Source organism: Mycolicibacterium celeriflavum (assembly GCF_010731795.1).
Taxonomy (GTDB): Bacteria; Actinomycetota; Actinomycetes; order Mycobacteriales; family Mycobacteriaceae; genus Mycobacterium; species Mycobacterium celeriflavum.
This window is the reverse complement of sequence record NZ_AP022591.1, coordinates 2,089,396-2,106,823: the sequence shown is the minus strand read 5'-3', so window position 1 is coordinate 2,106,823 and position 17,428 is coordinate 2,089,396. Positions and strand designations below refer to the sequence as shown.

Annotated in this window: 18 protein-coding genes; 14 read left to right on the top strand and 4 right to left on the bottom strand. The window is 69.5% G+C overall.

The features are described 5' to 3' along the window. Positions 1 to 120: 120 nt before the first annotated feature. Both G6N18_RS10315 and G6N18_RS10310 read left to right on the top strand, forming a co-directional pair. Positions 121 to 1,095, top strand: coding sequence for a glycosyltransferase (locus G6N18_RS10315; RefSeq protein WP_083006421.1), 975 nt, complete (start codon positions 121 to 123; stop codon positions 1,093 to 1,095). Positions 1,096 to 1,118: 23 nt separating this feature from the next. Beyond that, on the top strand, positions 1,119 to 2,345 hold the full coding sequence (locus G6N18_RS10310) for a glycosyltransferase (protein WP_083006418.1): 1,227 nt from the start codon (positions 1,119 to 1,121) through the stop codon (positions 2,343 to 2,345). A gap of 5 nt (positions 2,346 to 2,350) precedes the next feature. Here G6N18_RS10310 and G6N18_RS10305 read toward each other — a convergent pair whose 3' ends face one another. Further along, positions 2,351 to 3,235, bottom strand: a complete 885-nt coding sequence (locus G6N18_RS10305) for a glycosyltransferase family 2 protein (protein ID WP_083006416.1) — start codon at positions 3,233 to 3,235, stop codon at positions 2,351 to 2,353. Positions 3,236 to 3,272: 37 nt separating this feature from the next. Here G6N18_RS10305 and G6N18_RS10300 point away from each other — a divergent pair, with 37 nt between their 5' ends. The 9 genes from G6N18_RS10300 to G6N18_RS10260 are packed head-to-tail and all read left to right on the top strand — an operon-like array spanning position 3,273 to position 13,275. After that, complete coding sequence (locus G6N18_RS10300) at positions 3,273 to 4,241, top strand: NAD-dependent epimerase/dehydratase family protein (protein WP_083006414.1); 969 nt, start codon at positions 3,273 to 3,275, stop codon at positions 4,239 to 4,241. A gap of 9 nt (positions 4,242 to 4,250) precedes the next feature. Further along, on the top strand, positions 4,251 to 5,906 hold the full coding sequence (locus G6N18_RS10295) for a carbamoyltransferase family protein (protein WP_083006412.1): 1,656 nt from the start codon (positions 4,251 to 4,253) through the stop codon (positions 5,904 to 5,906). Continuing rightward, positions 5,903 to 7,396: an HAD-IIIA family hydrolase gene (locus G6N18_RS10290; protein ID WP_083006409.1), complete on the top strand. Its 1,494-nt coding sequence runs from the start codon at positions 5,903 to 5,905 to the stop codon at positions 7,394 to 7,396. Before G6N18_RS10295 ends, G6N18_RS10290 begins: the two co-directional genes overlap by 4 nt. Continuing rightward, positions 7,393 to 8,418, top strand: a complete 1,026-nt coding sequence (locus tag G6N18_RS10285; protein ID WP_083006407.1) for a glycosyltransferase family 9 protein — start codon at positions 7,393 to 7,395, stop codon at positions 8,416 to 8,418. Before G6N18_RS10290 ends, G6N18_RS10285 begins: the two co-directional genes overlap by 4 nt. Further along, on the top strand, positions 8,415 to 8,984 hold the full coding sequence (locus G6N18_RS10280; RefSeq protein WP_083006460.1) for a D-sedoheptulose-7-phosphate isomerase: 570 nt from the start codon (positions 8,415 to 8,417) through the stop codon (positions 8,982 to 8,984). The genes G6N18_RS10285 and G6N18_RS10280 overlap by 4 nt, the downstream gene beginning before the upstream one ends. Next, positions 8,977 to 10,335 (top strand): PfkB family carbohydrate kinase, encoded by a 1,359-nt coding sequence (locus tag G6N18_RS10275; protein WP_067214639.1) that lies wholly within the window; start codon positions 8,977 to 8,979, stop codon positions 10,333 to 10,335. The genes G6N18_RS10280 and G6N18_RS10275 overlap by 8 nt, the downstream gene beginning before the upstream one ends. Before the next feature lie 17 nt (positions 10,336 to 10,352). Further along, positions 10,353 to 11,048, top strand: a complete 696-nt coding sequence (locus G6N18_RS10270; protein ID WP_083006455.1) for an SDR family oxidoreductase — start codon at positions 10,353 to 10,355, stop codon at positions 11,046 to 11,048. After that, positions 11,039 to 11,980, top strand: a complete 942-nt coding sequence (locus G6N18_RS10265; RefSeq protein WP_234806249.1) for a glycosyltransferase family 9 protein — start codon at positions 11,039 to 11,041, stop codon at positions 11,978 to 11,980. The genes G6N18_RS10270 and G6N18_RS10265 overlap by 10 nt, the downstream gene beginning before the upstream one ends. Continuing rightward, entirely contained in the window at positions 11,977 to 13,275 is a 1,299-nt protein-coding gene (locus tag G6N18_RS10260; RefSeq protein WP_083006405.1) for a UDP-glucose dehydrogenase family protein, read from the top strand. The genes G6N18_RS10265 and G6N18_RS10260 overlap by 4 nt, the downstream gene beginning before the upstream one ends. Here G6N18_RS10260 and G6N18_RS10255 read toward each other — a convergent pair. Beyond that, the gene (locus tag G6N18_RS10255; protein WP_083006403.1) at positions 13,269 to 14,288 is read right to left on the bottom strand and encodes a DNA topoisomerase IB; all 1,020 of its coding nucleotides are present in this window, start codon (positions 14,286 to 14,288) and stop codon (positions 13,269 to 13,271) included. The two genes, G6N18_RS10260 and G6N18_RS10255, sit on opposite strands and share 7 nt — an antisense overlap. Before the next feature lie 292 nt (positions 14,289 to 14,580). On the opposite strand from G6N18_RS10255, the gene G6N18_RS10250 reads away from it, so the two are divergent. Continuing rightward, the gene (locus tag G6N18_RS10250) at positions 14,581 to 15,012 is read left to right on the top strand and encodes an ATP-binding protein (RefSeq protein WP_067214649.1); all 432 of its coding nucleotides are present in this window, start codon (positions 14,581 to 14,583) and stop codon (positions 15,010 to 15,012) included. Next, positions 15,009 to 15,797 (top strand): RNA polymerase sigma factor SigF, encoded by a 789-nt coding sequence (locus G6N18_RS10245; protein WP_067214651.1) that lies wholly within the window; start codon positions 15,009 to 15,011, stop codon positions 15,795 to 15,797. Before G6N18_RS10250 ends, G6N18_RS10245 begins: the two co-directional genes overlap by 4 nt. Here the strand turns inward: G6N18_RS10245 and G6N18_RS10240 are convergent. After that, positions 15,768 to 16,205 carry an STAS domain-containing protein gene (locus tag G6N18_RS10240; RefSeq protein ID WP_083006452.1) on the bottom strand — a complete coding sequence of 146 codons (438 nt, stop codon included), beginning with the start codon at positions 16,203 to 16,205 and terminating at the stop codon, positions 15,768 to 15,770. The genes G6N18_RS10245 and G6N18_RS10240 overlap by 30 nt on opposite strands. 316 nt (positions 16,206 to 16,521) lie before the next feature. On the opposite strand from G6N18_RS10240, the gene G6N18_RS10235 reads away from it, so the two are divergent. Next, positions 16,522 to 17,058: a nucleotidyltransferase family protein gene (locus G6N18_RS10235; RefSeq protein WP_407663564.1), complete on the top strand. Its 537-nt coding sequence runs from the start codon at positions 16,522 to 16,524 to the stop codon at positions 17,056 to 17,058. Here G6N18_RS10235 and G6N18_RS10230 read toward each other — a convergent pair whose 3' ends face one another. Then, positions 17,059 to 17,373 (bottom strand): hypothetical protein, encoded by a 315-nt coding sequence (locus G6N18_RS10230; RefSeq protein WP_083006450.1) that lies wholly within the window; start codon positions 17,371 to 17,373, stop codon positions 17,059 to 17,061. Positions 17,374 to 17,428: the final 55 nt, after the last annotated feature.

Genomic DNA, 17,428 nt, shown 5'->3' with positions numbered 1-17,428 from the left:
GCGGACCCTCATCCGGGTAGCGAAGTGAGGAATCCAGTTTGCGAATCGGCGGCTATCCGCTATGCGAAAAGTCGAGCGGAGAACCGTTTTGCCTGCGAAGTGCTCGGGTAGGCGCACCGCATGTCGATCCTGCAGGCTCCGCGTTCGGTGCTGCTCTGGCATGTGCACGGGTCCTGGACGGAGTCCCTGGTTTCAGGTGGCCACCGCTATCTGATACCGGTGAACCCCGAGAGAGATGCGAACGGCCGCGGTCTGTGCGGTCGGAATTGGCCACGTGCGCAGGAGGTTTCGTCAGACGCCTTGCGCGACGAGCCGGTCGACGTGGTGGTGTTGCAGCGCCCGGAGGAAATCGACCTCGCGGCCCGATGGCTCGGACGTCGCCCTGGTGTCGACGTGCCCGCCGTTTACGTCGAGCACAACGCACCGCGACCGTTCGCGGTGGACAGCGTGCACCCGGTTGCCGACCGCGCCGACATCCCGATCGTGCACGTGACCGACTTCAACCGGCTGATGTGGAACAACGGCGTCGCACCGACCCGCGTCATCACCCACGGGATCGCCGACCCGGGTTTGCTCTACAGCGGGGAGATCTCGGCCGCAGCCGCGATGATCAACGAGCCGTGCCGCCGCTGGCGCACGGTCGGCGCCGATTTGCTGACGGTCTTCGGCGACCACGTCCCTATCGACGTGTGGGGCATCGACACCGATGTGCTGAGCGAATGCATCACCAGCACCCGGGTGAAGGGTCGAGGCGACTTGCCCAGCGCGCGGTTGCTGCCCGAAGTGGCGCGCCGCCGGGTATTCCTGCACACCGCCCGATGGACGTCCCTGGGCCTCTCGATGATCGAGGCGATGTTCCTGGGGATGCCGGTGGTGGCCGTGGCATCAACGATGGCGCCGCTTGTGGTGCCGCCCGAGGCCGGCGTGGTGAGCGCCGACCTCGACACCCTCACCCGCGCATTGGAGAGCTTCATCGCAGACGGTGCGGCCGCCTCGGCGGCCGGGAAGGCGGCGCGCGACTTCGCGAAGGCCCGGTTCGGTCTCGAACGGTTCCTCGCGGAATGGGACGACCTCGTCGACGAGTGCTGCCGATGAGAACGGACGGAAGGAGGACCGCGATGAAGATCGCGATGGTGTCCGAGCATGCCAGCCCACTCGCTGCGCTCGGCGGGGTCGATGCCGGCGGGCAGAACGTACACGTCGCTGAACTGTCGGCGGCACTGACCAGACGCGGCCATCACGTGACCGTATACACCCGCAGGGACGATCCGGATTTGCCCGACCGCGTGGAAACGCCGCAGGGCTACACCGTCGTGCACGTGCCGGCGGGACCGGCTGCGCAGTTACCCAAGGACGAATTACTGCCCCACATGGGCCCGTTCGCGCAGTTCCTCGACGCCGAATGGGCTGCCGACCGGCCGGACGTGGCGCACGCCCATTTCTGGATGTCCGGCATCGCAACACAACTCGCGGCGCGTCACCTCGATCTGCCTGCGGTGCAGACATTTCACGCACTGGGGGTGGTCAAACGTCGCCACCAGGGAGTGAAGGACACCAGTCCGCCGGATCGGCTGCGCTTGGAGGCGATGGTCGCCCGTACCGCCACGTGGGTCGCGGCCACCTGCACCGACGAGGTGTTCGAGCTGATGCGGCTGGGGCGCTCCCGCGACCGGATCTCAGTGGTGCCCTGCGGCGTGAACCTCGACCTGTTCAGCCCCGACGGTCCCGTGGCGCCGCGCAGCGGCCTGCACCGCATCGTCAGCGTCGGCCGGTTCGTCCCGCGCAAGGGTTTCGATGTGGTCGTCCGCGCGCTCCCGCATATGCCCGGCACCGAACTGGTGATCGTCGGCGGGCCGGACGAGTCGGGGCTCGACTCCGATCCCGAAGCGCGCCGATTGATGGGCTTGGCAAAGGAATTGGGCGTCGCCGACCGGGTGCGGCTGTACGGCTCGGTCGCCCGCGACGACATGCCCGCGATTCTGCGCTCGGCCGACGTGGTGGCCTGCACTCCGTGGTACGAGCCGTTCGGCATCGTGCCGTTGGAGGCGATGGCGTGCGGTGTGCCGGTGGTGGCCTCAGCGGTCGGCGGAATGCTCGACACCATCGTGCACGACGTCACCGGGCAGCTGGTCAAACCCAAGCGGCCCGACGAGGTCGCCAAGGCCATCAACCATCTGCTGCACGACGACTTCCTGCGGCAGAGCATGGGAGCCGCCGGGCGTGACCGCGCCCGGGCGCGCTACTCATGGGACCGGATCGCCGCCGACAGCCAGCGGATCTACGACCGGCTGGTACCGGTGCGGGTCCCGCACACCGAACCGGCGGCCAGTCTGTCGTCCGGATGACCGGCTCAACTCGACTCCAGCAAGGCCGCCGCCTGCTCGACCGCGCGAGGAAGTCGACGCCGCCGGGCGATGACCGCGGGCAGCCGGCCGACGGCTTCCACCGCACCGCGGGCATGGTCGCGGTCACGCAGCGCGGCCGCGGCCAGTCGGCCGGTTGCATTGAGGCACTGTCGGATCGGGCGACGCAGCCATGTGGTCAGCACATCGTTGCGCAGCACCCGGGCGGCCTGGGCCGCGGTGGTGGCGCGAACCGACGACGGTTGGTGAACCGCGACCAGCCGGGGGTAATAGCACAGGTCCCAGCCGGCCGCCGCGAGGTCGAGCGCGAGCAGCTGCTCCTCGCCGCGGAAGTGCAGGATGTCGCTGAAGCCGCCGGCCTGCTCGAACGCCCGCTTACGCACCATGGCCGCGCAGCTCATGAAGCCGAGAATGGACGGTCCGGGCAGATCCGGCCGGCGACCCAGCGCGCTGTCGGCCAGCAGTGTGGAGAAGGGGTCCTCGCGGCGCTGCGGCAGCACGATCGTTCGGGCAGCCAACAGCCCCACCGACGGATGCCGTTCGAAGGCCTCGACCCCGATCGCCGGCGCCTCGGGCGCCCACCACGAATCGTCGTCGCAGAACGCGACGTACGGCGTGTCGCACGCCGCGACACCGACGTTGCGGCCGACGGCGCCGAGGTTCTCGTCCAACTCGACGAGCTGCAGGCGGTCGACCGATCGCGCTGCCATCCGCTTGACGATCTCAGCGGTGTCATCGGTGGAAGCGTTGTCCACCACGACAATCGGGCACGGCGTGGTGTCGAGCAGCCGGGCGACGACCGTGGCGAGTTCCGCGGCGCGGTTCTGGCTGGCTATCACGAACGAGACATCGGTCGGGGCTGGGGTCTGCATGACCCTGCGGGCTACCCGCCGATCCGAAAGGCAAACGATGCATGAGATCAGACGCGCGCTGGTGACCGGCGGAGGCGGATTCCTCGGGGGCCACCTGTGCGAGCGGTTGCTCGACAGCGGTGTCGAGGTGATCTGCGTCGACGACCTGTCCACCAGTGCGCCCACCGCCGCCGACTCGTTCCTCGACCGGCCCGGGTACCAGTTCGTACAGCACGACATCAGCGAGCCGCTGCCCGATCCGCCGGCCGGTGTCGACACCGTCTTCCATCTGGCGTCGCCGGCCTCGCCGGTGGACTATCTTCGGTTGCCGATCCAGACATTGCGCACCGGTGCGCTCGGCACCGCGCACATGCTCGAGTTCGGCGAACGCGGCGGTGCGCGGGTGGTGCTGGCGTCCACCAGCGAGGTGTACGGTGACCCGCTGGAACACCCGCAGACCGAAACATACTGGGGCAACGTCAATCCGGTCGGGCCGCGCAGCGTCTACGACGAAGCCAAGCGGTTCGCCGAGGCGCTGGCGTTCGCCTACCGGCGCGAGCGGTCGGCCGACATCGGGCTGGCACGCATCTTCAACACGTACGGCCCGCGGATGCGGCCCGACGACGGCCGCATCGTGCCGACCTTCTGCCGTCAGGCGCTGGCGGGCGAACCGCTCACCGTCAACGGCACGGGTCGCCAGACCCGGTCGCTGTGCTATGTCGACGACACCGTCGAGGCGCTGATCGCGCTGGCCGAATCCGACTGCGCCGGACCGGTCAACGTGGGCAACCCGGACGAACTCACGGTGCTGCGCATCGCGGAGCTGATCCGCGATCTGGTCGGCAGCGCCTCACCGATCGAGTACCGCCCGGCACCGCAGGACGATCCGCAACGCCGTTGCCCCGACATCACGCTGGCCCGCGAGCTGCTCGGCTGGAGCCCGCGCGTGAGCTACACCGACGGCCTGTCGGCAACCGTCGACTGGTTCCGCAACCAGTCCGTCACCGTCGCGCTGCAGGGCAGCTAGGAGGTAGCAATGCGCATTCTCGGAATCAATGCGGTGTTCCACGATCCCGCCGCGGCGCTGGTGATCGACGGAGAGATCGTGGCGGCCGCCGAGGAGGAGCGGTTCACCCGGCGCAAGCACGGCAAGCAGGCGGTGCCGTTCTCGACGTGGGAGCTGCCCGTGGAGTCGGCGCGCTGGTGCCTGCAGCAGGCCGGCCTGACACCGGCCGACCTCGACGTGGTGGGCTACTCGTACGACCCGCGGCTGATGGACGAGTCCACCGAGGGGCTCGACGGTTTGGACCGCGACTGGGAGTACCTTCGCACGCTCTACGCAGAAAGAGCGCCGCGGTTCCTGCAGTCCGCCCTACCCGGCCTGGACCCGACGATCGTGCGTCACGTCCGCCACCACGTCGCGCACGCCGCGTCGAGCGCACTGGCCTCCCCGCACCCCGACTGTGCGGTGCTGGTCGTCGACGGACGCGGTGAGCGGTCTTCGATGCTCGCCGGACACTACCGCGACAGCAAGCTCGACGTGCTTGCGACGCAGTCGCTTCCGCACTCACTGGGCCTGCTCTACGAGAGCCTGACCGAACACCTCGGCTTCAAGCGCTCCAGCGACGAGTACAAGGTGATGGCGATGGCGTCCTACGGGACTCCGCGGTTCGCCGACATGTTCCGCGAACTGGTCTATGCGTGCACCGACGGCGGTTTCCGCACCGAGCCGGTGGACTGGGAGTCGATCACCCCGGCCCGCGCGCCCGGAGCCGGGAAGGGCCATGCGCTGGACCGGCCCGAGCCGCAGCACGCCGATCTGGCGTGCAGTGTGCAAACCGTCGTCGAGGAGGTGCTGCTCGATCTGGTCGGCTGGCTGCGCGAGCGCACTGACCACGAAAACCTCTGTCTGGCAGGTGGAGTCGCGCTCAACTGCGTTGCCAACTCGAAAATCCACAGCCGCGGCGGCTTCTCGAACGTGTGGATTCAGCCGGCGGCCGGCGACTCGGGAACCGCACTCGGCGCAGCCTTGGCGCTGGCTGGGGAGGCCGGCGAGCCGATCACGCCGATGCCCTCGGCGGCGTTGGGCCGCGGATTCTCCGACGACGAGATCGCCGCGGCGCTCACCGAAGCGGCCGTCCCTCACGAGCGGCCTGCCGAACTTGCCGCCGCCATCGGCGATGCGCTGGCCGACAACATGCTCGTCGGCTGGTTCCAGGGCCGTGCGGAGTTCGGGCCACGCGCGCTCGGGCAGCGGTCGCTGCTCGCCGACCCGCGACGCATCGACAACCTGGAGCGACTCAACACCGTCAAGGGCCGCGAGCAGTTCCGGCCCGTCGCACCGATGGTGCTGGCCGAACACGCCGCCGAGATCTTCTCCGGCGGACCGATTCCCAGCCCGTACATGCTGTTCGTGCACGACGTCGCCGCCGCGTGGCGGGACCGGATCCCGGCGGTCACCCACGTCGACGGCACCGCCCGCATCCAGACCGTCGACCGCAGCCAGCCGCTGCTGCACGACACGATCAGCCGGTTCGCCGCCCGCACCGACGTGCCGGTGATCGTCAACACCAGCTTCAACACCGCGGGGCGGCCGATGGTCGACAGTCCGCGTGATGCGCTCGAGTGTTTCGGCAGCGCACCGATCGACGTGCTGGCGATCGGGCCGTTCATCGTGAGGCGGCCCGGATGACCCCGCGGTTCGCGGTCGTGGTGCCGACGGTCGGGCGGCCGTCGCTGCACCGCCTGCTCGCGGAGCTCGACGGATCGGCGGGCCCGGCGCCGACGGCGGTGATCGTCATCGACGACCGCCCCGGGCCGCAACCGCCGCTGTCGATCGGCTCGCGGCTGCCGGTGACGGTGCTGCGCAGCGGTGGGCGGGGCCCGGCGGCCGCCCGCAACACGGGGTGGCGCGCCGCCGACGCCGACTGGGTCTGCTTCCTCGACGACGACGTTGTCCCGCAGCCGGATTGGTTCGCAGCGGTGGCCGAGGACCTGGCGAAGGCAGAGGTGGAGGCCGCGGCCGGGTCACAGGCGCTGATCGAGGTGCCGCGGGTGGGCGGGCGCAAGGCCACCGACGACGAGCGGCGCACCCAGCGACTCGCCGACGCCCGATGGATCACCGCCGACATGGCGTTTCGCCGCGACGTGCTGGTGACGGTCGGGGGTTTCGACGAACGGTTTCCTCGCGCCTACCGCGAGGACTCGGACATCGCGTTGCGAATCATCCAGGGCGGCAACGAAATCGTCCGGGGAGCCCGCCGGTGCACCCACCCGGTGGCTGAGGCCACTTTGATGAGCAGCGTGCGCGCGCAGGTGGGCAACCGCGACAACGCGTTGATGCGCCGCAAGCACGGCAGACGATGGCGCGCGGAGATCGGCGAAGGTCGGGGCCGGCTTCCTGCACACTCGATGACCACTGCGGCAGCTGTCGTCGCCGCCGTGAGCGCGCTGGCCGGCCGATGGCGTCCCGCACGGTATGCGGCGGCGCTGTGGGCCGGCCTCACCGGCGAATTCGCGGTGCGCCGGTTCTGGGCCGGTCCGCACACGGTCGGGGAGGCCGCCCGCATGCTGATCACCAGTGCGCTGATCCCGCCCGCCGCGGTCGCGCACCGCCTCGCCGGTGTGTGGAGGTTCCGTGGCGCGCGACGCGACCCGCCGTTGGCGGTGCTGCTCGACCGCGACGACACGATCATCGAAGACGGTCCCTACCTCAACGATCCGGCCGGCGTGCGGCCACTGGCCGGCGCACGCGACGCGCTGAACCGGCTGCGTCGCAGGGGATTGCTGCTCGCCGTGGTCACCAATCAGTCCGGCGTCGCGAAGGGCCTGATCACTCCGGAGCAACTCGAGGCCGTCAACGCCGAGGTCGACGCGCAACTCGGCCCGTTCGATTCCTGGCAACTGTGCGTGCACGACGCCGACGACGGCTGCGGCTGCCGAAAGCCCGCACCGGGAATGGTGCAGGCGGCCGCGGCAGCGCTCGGCGTCCAGCCCTCCCGCTGCGTGTTGATCGGCGACACCGGCGGCGATGTGCAGGCTGCGCTGTCCGCCGGCGCCGACGCGGTGCTGGTGCCGACCCGGCGGACGCTGCGTCACGAGATCAGCGACGCCGGCATGCGCGCCCGGGTGGCGGCCACCTTCGACGACGCCGTCGCGCTCGTACTCAAGGACTGCCGATGAACCGGGCCCTCGTCGCGCGACTGGACAGCGCCGGTGACGTCCTGATCACCGGCCCGGCGGTCCGCGCGATCGCCCAAAGCCATGACGCGGTGACCTTTTTGGCTGGGCCGCGAGGCCGGGCTGCGGCCGCGATGCTGCCGGCCGTCGACGACATCATCGAGTGGCAGGCCCCATGGGTCGACTTCGACTCGCCCGAACTCACCCCCGGCCACGTCGACGCACTTGTCAAGCAATTGCGCGACCTGGCCCCCGAGCGGGTCTACATCTTCACGTCGTTTCACCAGTCGCCGTTGCCGCTGGCGCTGATCGCCCGGATGGCCTCGGTGCCGTGGGTCGGCGCGATCAGCGAGGACTACCCCGGCACGCTGCTCGACCTGCGCCACCACGTCGAGGGCGGTGTGCCCGAACCCGAGCGGGCGCTGTCACTGGCCCGGGCGGCGGGCTGCGAACTGCGCGACGGCGACGACGGCGGGTTGCGGGTCGATGTACCGCCGCTGCCTGAGGACCTGAGCGAACTCGTCGGCGGGGCACCGTTTGTGGTGTTCCACCCGGGCGCCGCGGTGCCCGCCCGCAGACCCACGACCAAGCGAAGCGCAGAGATGGTGCACGCTCTGGTTGCCGCGGGCCATCGCGTCGTGGTCACCGGCGACCCCGCCGAGCGTGAACTGACCGCGGCGGTGGCGGGGGACACGGCCGTAGACCTCGGCGGGCGCACAACTCTCGCCACGCTGGCGGCGGTGTACGCCGCTGCGACGGTCGTCATCGCACCCAACACCGGGCCCGCGCACCTGGCGGCGGCCGTCGGCACACCGGTCGTCTCCCTGTTCGCGCCCGTCGTACCCGCGTCACAGTGGAGCCCTTACGGCCGCGATGTCATCCGGCTCGGAGACCAGCATGCCCCCTGCCGGCTGACCCGCGCCCGTGTCTGCCCGGTCGCGGGCCACCCCTGCTTGGACGGCATCACCGACGACGAACTGCTCGACGCGGTCAACCGGATTGGAGGACAGCAATGTTTCCGATGATCGAAACCCACTTCTCCGCACTGTCGCAGGCGGTCGACCACATCGGTCCGGAGGCGCCGAGGCTGGCCGCGTGGGGAAGGCGGCTCGCCGACGTGCTCACCACCGGCGGCCGACTCCTGGCCTGCGGCAACGGCGGCAGCGCAGCCGAAGCTCAGCACCTCACCGCCGAATTGGTCGGCCGCTTCCGCGACGAGCGGATGCCGATGTCGGCGATCTCACTGCACGCCGACACCTCCGCGCTGACCGCGATCGCCAATGACTACGGCATCGACGAGATGTTCGCCAGGGGAGTGCGGGCACACGGCCGGCCCGGCGACGTGTTGATTTCGCTGTCCACCAGCGGCACCAGCCCGAATGTGCTCGCAGCGGTCAAGGCCGCGCATGAAACCGGCCTGACCACATGGGCGTTGACCGGCCCACAGCCGAATCCGCTTGCGGCGATGTGTGACGACGCGGTCTGCGTCGAGGCGACGAGCACCGCGACGGTGCAGGAGATTCACCTATTGCTGGTGCACTCGTTGTGCATCGCGCTCGATGACGTTCTGATGGGTACCTCCGATGACTAGGCCGTTGGTGATCGTCGGCGACTCGATGCTCGACGTCGACATCGAGGGCGCCGCCACCCGGCTCAGCCCCGAGGCGCCGGTGCCGGTGGTCGACACCGAACGAATCTGGAAGCGCCCCGGCGGCGCCGGACTGGCCGCTGTGCTGGCCGCCCGTACCGGTTGCGAAGTGGTACTGGTGACGGCCGTCGGGGATGACGCCGACGGTCAGGCGCTGACCGATCTGCTGGCCGACGCCGGAGTGCGCCTGGTCGCGCTGCAATTGGCCGGAAACACCGTGTGTAAGACCAGAATTCGGGTGGGCGGCCATTCGATGCTGCGGCTCGACCACGGCGACGGGTCGGCGTCCGGCGCACCGGTTCCCCCTGCGGTCGCCGAGGTGCTCGAGCAGGCCGGCGCGGTCTGCGTGGCCGACTACGGCCGCGGTGTCACCGCGCACCGTGAGATCCGCGAACTGCTGACCCGCGTTGCGCGGCGGCTACCGACGGTCTGGGATCCGCATCCGCGGGGAAGCCGGCCCGTCCCGGGTTGCTGGCTCATCACCCCGAATTCCGCAGAGGCCGACGGAGATTCGGCGGAGTCGCTGCGCGAACAGTGGGCCGCCAGGGCGGTGTGCGTCACCCTCGGTCCGAAGGGGGCTTTGGTGGCCACCGAGAACGGCAACGCGCATCACCCGGTGCCCGATTCGGCCGCTCGGGCCGGCCACGGCGACACCTGCGGCGCGGGCGACCGGTTCGCGATCGCGGCCACCATGTCGCTGGCTGAAGGAAAGGACGTCCACGAGGCCGTCGCCGACGCCGTGGACGCGGCGAGTCGGTTCGTCGCCGCGGGCGGCGCGGTGGGTGTGTCGAGCGCCGCGCCGGTCGGTCAGGGTCCCTCGGCGACAACCGAATCGACGGCCATCACCGGGGACATCGCCGACGTGCGGGACCGTCTGCGTAGCCGCGGCGGCACCCTGGTCGCGACCGGCGGTTGCTTCGACCTGTTGCACACCGGCCACGTCCGACTGCTGCGGCAGGCCCGCGGACTCGGCGACGCGTTGGTGGTGCTGCTGAACTCCGACGCGTCGGTGCGCGCGTTGAAAGGACCGCGACGGCCCGTGGTCGCGGATCAGGACAGGGCGCGGGTGCTGGCCGCCCTGGCGTGCGTGGACGCGGTGGTGATCTTCGACGAACTCTCACCCGAGGCGGCGCTGGCGCAACTGCGGCCCGACATCTGGGTCAAAGGCGGCGACTACACCGAGGCGGACCTGCCCGAGGCCGACGTGGTCCGCCGCCACGGCGGTGAAGTCGTGCTGCTGCCGACCGTAGCCGGCTACTCGTCGTCAAACCTGATCGCCGCTGCGCGGTCATGAATCGAAAGGAATCGCAGATGGCTTTGGGCAACATCATCATCACCGGAGGCGCTTCCGGTCTCGGTGCAGCCACGGTGAAAGCCGTTACGCGCCACGGCGGCACACCGCTGGTCATCGACCGCAACGATCCGCAGGCCGGCGACTCTCCGGTGGCGTTCGCCCGCGCCGACCTGGCCGACACCGAGGCCGTCGACGCGGCGGTGCGCGCGCTCGCCGAACAGGTGGACGGTCAGATCCACGGCGTGCTCACCGCAGGTGGCACCGATGTCTGCGGCAAGCTCGACGATGTCGCGGTCAAGGACTGGGAACGCGTCATCCACGTCAACCTGCTCGGCACGGCGGCGGTGATCCGCTCGGCGTTGCCATACCTCAAGGACACCGGTGGCCGGATCGTCACGTGCGCTTCCACACTGGGCATCAAGGCGGTCAGCGACGCGACCGCGTACTGCGCATCGAAGTTCGGGGTGATCGGATTCTCCAGGGCCCTGGCGGCCGAGCTGGCGGGCGAGGTGGGGGTCACCACGCTCATCCCCGGCGGTATGCACACCGCGTTCTTCGACAGCCGCGAGGAGCAGTACAAGCCACCGCCCGACGCCAAGCTCAACCAGCCCGAGCATGTGGCCGACACCGTCGTCTTCGCGCTGTCCCAACCCGCGGGCTGCGAGGTGCGCGAGCTCGTGGTGTGCGCGTCGACAGAGTCCTCGTGGCCGTGAGTCCCGACACCATCGTGGTCCTGCGCGCGCTGGGCCTCGGCGATCTGCTCACCGGCATTCCGGCGCTGCGGGGGCTGCGCCGCGCTCACCCGGACACGCACATCGTGCTCGCCACCGGAAAGCGGTACGCGGAGTTGGCGATGCTCTCCGGGGCGATCGACGAGGTCGAGCCGACGCCGGGCCTCGGTCGGTTGCGCGCCCGCAGCGAGCCGCCCGCGCTCGCGGTGAACCTGCACGGCAGCGGCCCCGAGAGCATCGCCGATCTGCGCAGCCTGCGCCCCAACGCGCTGATCAGCCACCGGCACCCCGCGTACCCCGATGTCGACGGTCCGCCGTGGCGCGCGGAACTGCATGAGGTGGACCGTTGGTGCGCTCTGCTCGAGTGGGCCGGAATTCCCTGCGATCCAGAGGATCTGACCATCCCCCGGCCAGCCGGGTGTCCGGACCGCTCCTCGCTGGTCGTCGTCCATCCGGGTGCCGCGTTCGCCGCGCGGCGGTGGCCGCCGGAGCGCTTCGCAGAGGTCGCCGCCGCACTGCACGGCCGGGGCCACGACGTGGTCGTCACCGGAGACGACAGCGAAGTGGACCTCGCGCGGTCGGTGGCCGACGCCGCGGGGCTGCCGCGGTCAGCGGTGCTGGCAGGGACCCTCGGCCTGCTCGAACTGGTCGCGTTGATCAGCGACTGCCGGCTGCTGGTCTGCGGTGACACCGGCGTCGGCCACATCGCCACCGCGACCGGCACCCCGTCGGTGCTGCTGTTCGGGCCGACACCGCCGAACCGGTGGGGGCCCAAGGGCTCCGGCCCGCACATCGCCGTCTGGGCCGGCGACAAGGGGGACCCGCACGCCGATCGCCCGCACCCCGGGCTGCTGCTGATCACCGTTCCGCGGGTGCTCGACGCGACCGACACGCTGCTGAAGGACTGTGCATGAACATCTTTCGCGCAGGCGTGATCGGCGCGGGCTACGTTGGACTGACGACCGCGGTGTGCCTGGCCGAGCGCGGCCACGACACTGTGTGCGTCGATGTCGACGCGTCGCGTGTCGAGCAGCTCCGCAACGGCATACCGCTGCTGGACGAACCCGGGATCGCCGAACTGCTGCGCCAGGGCCTGGCCGCCGGAAACCTCGAATTCACCGTGGACTACCGGAATCTCGCCGACTGCGACGCGGTGTTCGTCTGCGTGCCCACGCCGAGCGGATCGGACGGATCGGCGGACCTGTCCGCGGTCGACAACGCGGTCGATCACCTCGGCACAGTGCTGCGGCCGGGGTCGGTGGTCGTGCTCAAGTCGACCGTGCCGGTCGGCACCACCCGGCGGATCGCCGAGCGGGTGCAGCAGGCCGGCATCCGGGCGGTCTCCAATCCGGAATTCCTGCGCGAGAGCCATGCCGTCTACGACTTCCGCAACCCGGACCGCATCGTGATCGGAGCCGACGACGCCGACGCCGCCGACCTGGTGTCGCGCGTATACGGAAACCACGCGCAGACCTTCACGATGAGCCCGGAGAGCGCGGAGCTGGCGAAATACGCCAGCAATGCCTTTCTCGCCGTGAAGATCTCCTACGCCAACTCGCTGGCGCAGCTGTGCGCACGGCTGGGCGCCGACATCGCCGACGTCATCCGGTGCATGGGCGCCGACGTGCGCATCGGACCGCATTTCCTGCAGCCCGGCCCCGGGTGGGGCGGGTCCTGCCTGCCCAAGGACACCGCGGCCATCGTGCACACCGCCAGTCAGGCTGACGTACGCCTGCCGGAGATCGAGTCCGCCCGCTTCACCAACGCCGGACAATCCGCGCGCGTCGCGTCGACGGTGTCGGAAGCCATCGGAATGCCACTCGGCAGGGCCCGGATCACCGCTTTGGGCTTGACATTCAAGGCCGGCACCGCCGATTTGCGTGACTCGCCCGCGCTGACCATCTGCGCGGATCTCGGCCGGGCCGGCGCGCAGATCACCGGCTACGACCCTCGGCTGAAGGCGATGGACCACGCGCGGCTGCGGGCCTCGTCGATCGTCGCGGTCGAGGATCCCTACCTCGCCACCAAGGGTGCCGACGCGATCGTCGTGCTCACCGAATGGCCGGAGTTCCGCGAGCTCGACTGGGCCCTGATCGCCGAACAGGCGCCGGGAGCCGTCGTCGTCGATACCCGCAACCTGCTCGACCCGTCGGCACTGGCTGACCACGGATTGGCGTACCTGGGCAACGGAACCCCGTCGGGCTACTGACTTTTGGCCACCTTGCGGATCAGGCGCGCGGTGCTGCGGTCGAGCACCTCCTGACGGTCGGTGAGGGTCTTCATCCGCGCGGCGCGCCGGACGCCTGCGTCGATCGTGAGACCGGACTCGTAGCCTTCGACCACCCTCGGGTCGACGTACGAGCCGCGAGCCACCGCCGGGGTGTTGCCCAACTCTTCGGCGACCTCCTTCATCACCGCGGACTCGACCCGCTTGATCACGGTCTTGTTGACCGGTGGGTCGGCGTCGACGAACGCCGCGGCCGCCAGCACGGTGCCGTGCCAGGTTCGCAGGTCCTTGACGGTGTACTCCTCGCCGACGAGTTCCTTGAAGCGGGTGTTCAGGTCGTCGGCGTGGATGTCGGTCCAACCGGAACCGTTGCGGCACACCAGCAACCGCTCCGTGCGCTGCGGGCGCCGTAACAGCGACCGCACCGAACGGACCGCTTGGGGGTCGTCGATCGTCAGTGTCCGTCGCACACCGCTCTTGGCGGGGAAGTCGAACTCGATCGCGTTGCTGTGCAGCGTCACATGCTCGCAGTGCAGGGTGGCGATGCCGTAGGAGTTGTTCTCCTCGGCGTACTGCTCGGAGCCGGCGCGGAAGTAGCCGAGGTCGAGCAGGTGTAGCGCGAGCGCCAGCACGCGGTCGCGGCCCAGGCCCCTGCCCCGCAGGTCCGCGGCGATGCGTCGGCGCATTTCGGGAAGCGCGGCCGACATCTCCAGGACCCGGTCGAATTTCTCCTCGTTGCGCTCCGCCTGCCACCGCTGGTGGTACAGGTACTGCCGACGGCCCGCGACGTCGGTTCCGACCGCCTGGATGTGTCCGTTGGGGTACGGGCAGATCCACACCTTCCTCCAGGCCGGCGGGATCACCAGGTCTTTGATGCGTTGCAGCGTCGCCTCGTCGGTGACCGGCGAGCCGTCGGGCTGGTGGTAGGAGAACCCGCGACCGCGGCGCACCCGTCGCAGGCCCGGGCCGCTCACGACGCTACGGCGAAGCCGCATGTTTGGCATCCGAGCGCAGCGGGGTATTGAACTCCCACCATGGACAACTCCGGCTTCGCCACGCCATCGCAACGCTGGTCGTCACAGGCGCATTCACTTCATCGTCCGCGCGACCGGCGTCCGGTCGTCGGCCGGCTGATCGAGGTGGGTTCGCCGTCGAGTCTGCTCCATGACCGGGTTATTACCCGCCTTGGCGTGTGGCACACGTCATCGGCGGCGGGTAACCGGAGTACTCGTGGTTAGCTGGGACTCGACCTGGGGTAATCTCGCTTCGACATTGCCGGGAGGTCAGATGGCCGACGTGGCCAACAAGAAAAACGGGCACGGGCGCGGCGGGCGGTCGGTGGAACTCCGGGTCGCTGCCGAACTCGAGAACCTTGCGGTGCTGCGCACCCTCGTTGCCGCGGTGGCAACGTTCGAGGACCTCGACTTCGACGCCGTGGCCGACCTGCGGCTCGCGGTCGACGAGGCGTGTACCAGGCTGATCCGGTCCGCGGTACCCGACTCCGTACTGCTGCTCGTCATCGATCCGCGGGAGGACGCCGTCGTCATCGACGCGTCGACCACATGCAAGAATTCCGACATCTTGGCGCCGGGCAGCTTCAGCTGGCACGTGCTCAGCTCGCTGACCGACGAAGTCAACACGTTCCAGAACGGGCAGGGGCCCGAGAACGCTCAGGTGTTCGGGATCTCCATGACGACGAGACGAGCGACGCTGCAGTGACGCCGTCGACGTCACAGGGTTCGTCGTCGCGTTCGAACTCTGAGTACGCGGATGTCGCCGACATGTTCCGCGAGCTGAAGGATGTGCCGGCGGACTCGCCGAAGTTCCAGCGCCAGCGGGACCGCATCGTCGAGCGCTGCCTGCCGCTGGCCGACCACATCGCCCGCCGTTTCGACGGGCGCGGCGAGCCGCGCGAAGACCTCGTCCAGGTGGCCCGCGTCGGGCTGGTGAACGCTGTGATCCGCTTCGACGTCGAGGCGGGCTCGGACTTCGTCTCGTTCGCGGTGCCGACGATCATGGGCGAAGTCCGACGGCACTTCCGCGACAACAGCTGGTCGGTCAAGGTGCCCAGGCGGCTCAAAGAACTTCACCTGCGGCTCGGCGCCGCGACCGCGGAGTTGTCGCAGCGGCTCGGCCGCGCCCCGACAGCGTCGGAACTGGCCGCCGAGTTGGGCATGGATCGTGACGAGGTCGTTGAAGGCCTGGTCGCAGGCAGCTCCTACAACACGCTGTCGATCGACAGTGGCGGCAGCGGAACCGAGGATGCCCCTGCGATCGCCGACACGCTGGGCGACGTCGACCTCGGCCTGGACCAGATCGAGAACCGGGAAGCGTTGCGGCCCTTGCTCGCTGCGCTGCCGGAGCGCGAACGCACGGTGTTGCTGCTGCGGTTCTTCGAGTCGCTCACCCAGACGCAGATCGCCGAACGGGTCGGCATCTCACAGATGCACGTGTCGCGGCTGCTGGCGAAATCCCTAACGCGGCTGAGGGACCAGCTGCAGTAGCGGCCGCCCGCCCTGCAGCGCCGAGAGCGCCGCCTCGACGCTGTCACTGACAGATAACGCGGCATCCGGATCGCAGATGCGCAACAGTCGGCTCACCGCCGGACTCGGCAGCATCACCCAGCCGATGTTCTCGCCGGCAGTACGGACGTTGAGAGTGTGCAGCGCGGAAAACCCTGCGGTGCCGAAGAAGTCGACGCCGGAAAGGTCGATCACGAGACAATCGAGCTCGGCGGCATGGCGCAGCGCATAGTCGATCATGTCCGCAGCGTTCGCCGCGTCGATCTGGCCCTGGACGGTGACGATCGCGGTGTCCGATTGCAGTCGGCGGGTGGCGAAATGCGCGGTGTGGCAATCGTGGGACTCGACGAGTGGCGCCGAATGAACGGGTGGGGTGTGAGATACAGACATTTGTGACTCCATCAGTGAATGCGTCATTCGTACTGTGGTTCACGTCAAAATTTGAGGCCCTGCGTCTTCAAAGCCCTCGCGGCAGCGGCAGGAGTGCTGCCCTGCCCGTGGATGACGTTTCCAGCTTGGCTGTGAACTCAACCTGTGCTGAACCCTACGCCGCATCTCGATCATCCACAATCGGAATCAACATCACCGGCATAGCCTCAGGTCAACCCCCGTCCCCACCTACCGCGACCGTGCGGGTCTGCCGCACGACACGCCGCAAAACCACCGCACTTTGCGCACGCTCGGGCAGGATCGCACACTTGTGTCCGTGACGACGACGGTCGCCGGTGTGCTGCTGGCCGCGGGCGCGGGCACCCGGTATGGAATGCCCAAAGTCCTTGCCGGACAAGGTGAGTGGCTCAAGTCCGGCGTCGATGCGCTGCACCATGGCGGGTGCGCCGACGTGGTGGTGGTGTTGGGCGCGGCGATCGTGGAGGTTCCGCCGCCTGCGCGTGCGGTCGTCGCCGAGGCTTGGGCGGACGGGTTGTCGGCATCCCTGCGGGCCGGCCTGTCGGCGGTGGATGCCGAGTACGCGGTGCTGCACACCGTCGACACCCCCGACATCGGTGCCGATGTGGTGCGCCGCGTGCTGACCGAGGCGATCCGGTCGGCGTCCGGGCTCGCACGGGCCCGCTACGGGCACGTGCCCGGCCATCCGGTGGTCATCGCGCGCAGGCACTGGCCCGCGTTGCTGCAGCAGATCCATGGCGACGAGGGCGCGCGGGCGTTCCTGGCCGATCGCGACGACGTCGTGTCGGTCGATTGCGCCGACCTCGCGACCGGCCGCGACATCGACGTGAAGTAGCTACTCCAACGAGTCCGCGAACCGCCGGACGGCGTCGCCTGCGGCCTGCGCGGCCTCGGCGTGGCCGCGCCGGGCATGCGGGGTGATGTTCCCGGTGCCCGGGCAGAGCGTCACCTCGGCGACCAGTTCACCCGTCGTCGGCTCGCACACCGCCCACGAATACATGGTGTCGGACTCCCACTGCGCCGCGCGAATCTGAACGTAACCGGCGTCGGTGTTGCCCAGCTCCGCCAGTGCGGGTCGGTCGTCGATGCGGTCGTCGCAGCGCAGCGCGCGCAGGTACCACGCGCCCGCATTGATCTCCACCGGCTCCATGTCACCCATCTAGCGCGAGCAGAGGCGAAGTGACCCAAAATTGCCGGGCGGTTTC

Excerpts from the sequence above, each read along its gene's own strand:
- G6N18_RS10315 (WP_083006421.1), top strand. The coding sequence starts at position 121 with ATGTCGATCCTGCAGGCTCCGCGTTCGGTGCTGCTCTGGCATGTGCAC.
- G6N18_RS10310 (WP_083006418.1), top strand. The coding sequence starts at position 1,119 with ATGAAGATCGCGATGGTGTCCGAGCATGCCAGCCCACTCGCTGCGCTC.
- G6N18_RS10305 (WP_083006416.1), bottom strand. The coding sequence starts at position 3,235 with ATGCAGACCCCAGCCCCGACCGATGTCTCGTTCGTGATAGCCAGCCAG.
- G6N18_RS10300 (WP_083006414.1), top strand. The coding sequence starts at position 3,273 with ATGCATGAGATCAGACGCGCGCTGGTGACCGGCGGAGGCGGATTCCTC.
- G6N18_RS10295 (WP_083006412.1), top strand. The coding sequence starts at position 4,251 with ATGCGCATTCTCGGAATCAATGCGGTGTTCCACGATCCCGCCGCGGCG.
- G6N18_RS10290 (WP_083006409.1), top strand. The coding sequence starts at position 5,903 with ATGACCCCGCGGTTCGCGGTCGTGGTGCCGACGGTCGGGCGGCCGTCG.
- G6N18_RS10285 (WP_083006407.1), top strand. The coding sequence starts at position 7,393 with ATGAACCGGGCCCTCGTCGCGCGACTGGACAGCGCCGGTGACGTCCTG.
- G6N18_RS10280 (WP_083006460.1), top strand. The coding sequence starts at position 8,415 with ATGATCGAAACCCACTTCTCCGCACTGTCGCAGGCGGTCGACCACATC.
- G6N18_RS10275 (WP_067214639.1), top strand. The coding sequence starts at position 8,977 with ATGACTAGGCCGTTGGTGATCGTCGGCGACTCGATGCTCGACGTCGAC.
- G6N18_RS10270 (WP_083006455.1), top strand. The coding sequence starts at position 10,353 with ATGGCTTTGGGCAACATCATCATCACCGGAGGCGCTTCCGGTCTCGGT.
- G6N18_RS10260 (WP_083006405.1), top strand. The coding sequence starts at position 11,977 with ATGAACATCTTTCGCGCAGGCGTGATCGGCGCGGGCTACGTTGGACTG.
- G6N18_RS10255 (WP_083006403.1), bottom strand. The coding sequence starts at position 14,288 with ATGCGGCTTCGCCGTAGCGTCGTGAGCGGCCCGGGCCTGCGACGGGTG.
- G6N18_RS10250 (WP_067214649.1), top strand. The coding sequence starts at position 14,581 with ATGGCCGACGTGGCCAACAAGAAAAACGGGCACGGGCGCGGCGGGCGG.
- G6N18_RS10240 (WP_083006452.1), bottom strand. The coding sequence starts at position 16,205 with ATGTCTGTATCTCACACCCCACCCGTTCATTCGGCGCCACTCGTCGAG.
- G6N18_RS10230 (WP_083006450.1), bottom strand. The coding sequence starts at position 17,373 with ATGGAGCCGGTGGAGATCAATGCGGGCGCGTGGTACCTGCGCGCGCTG.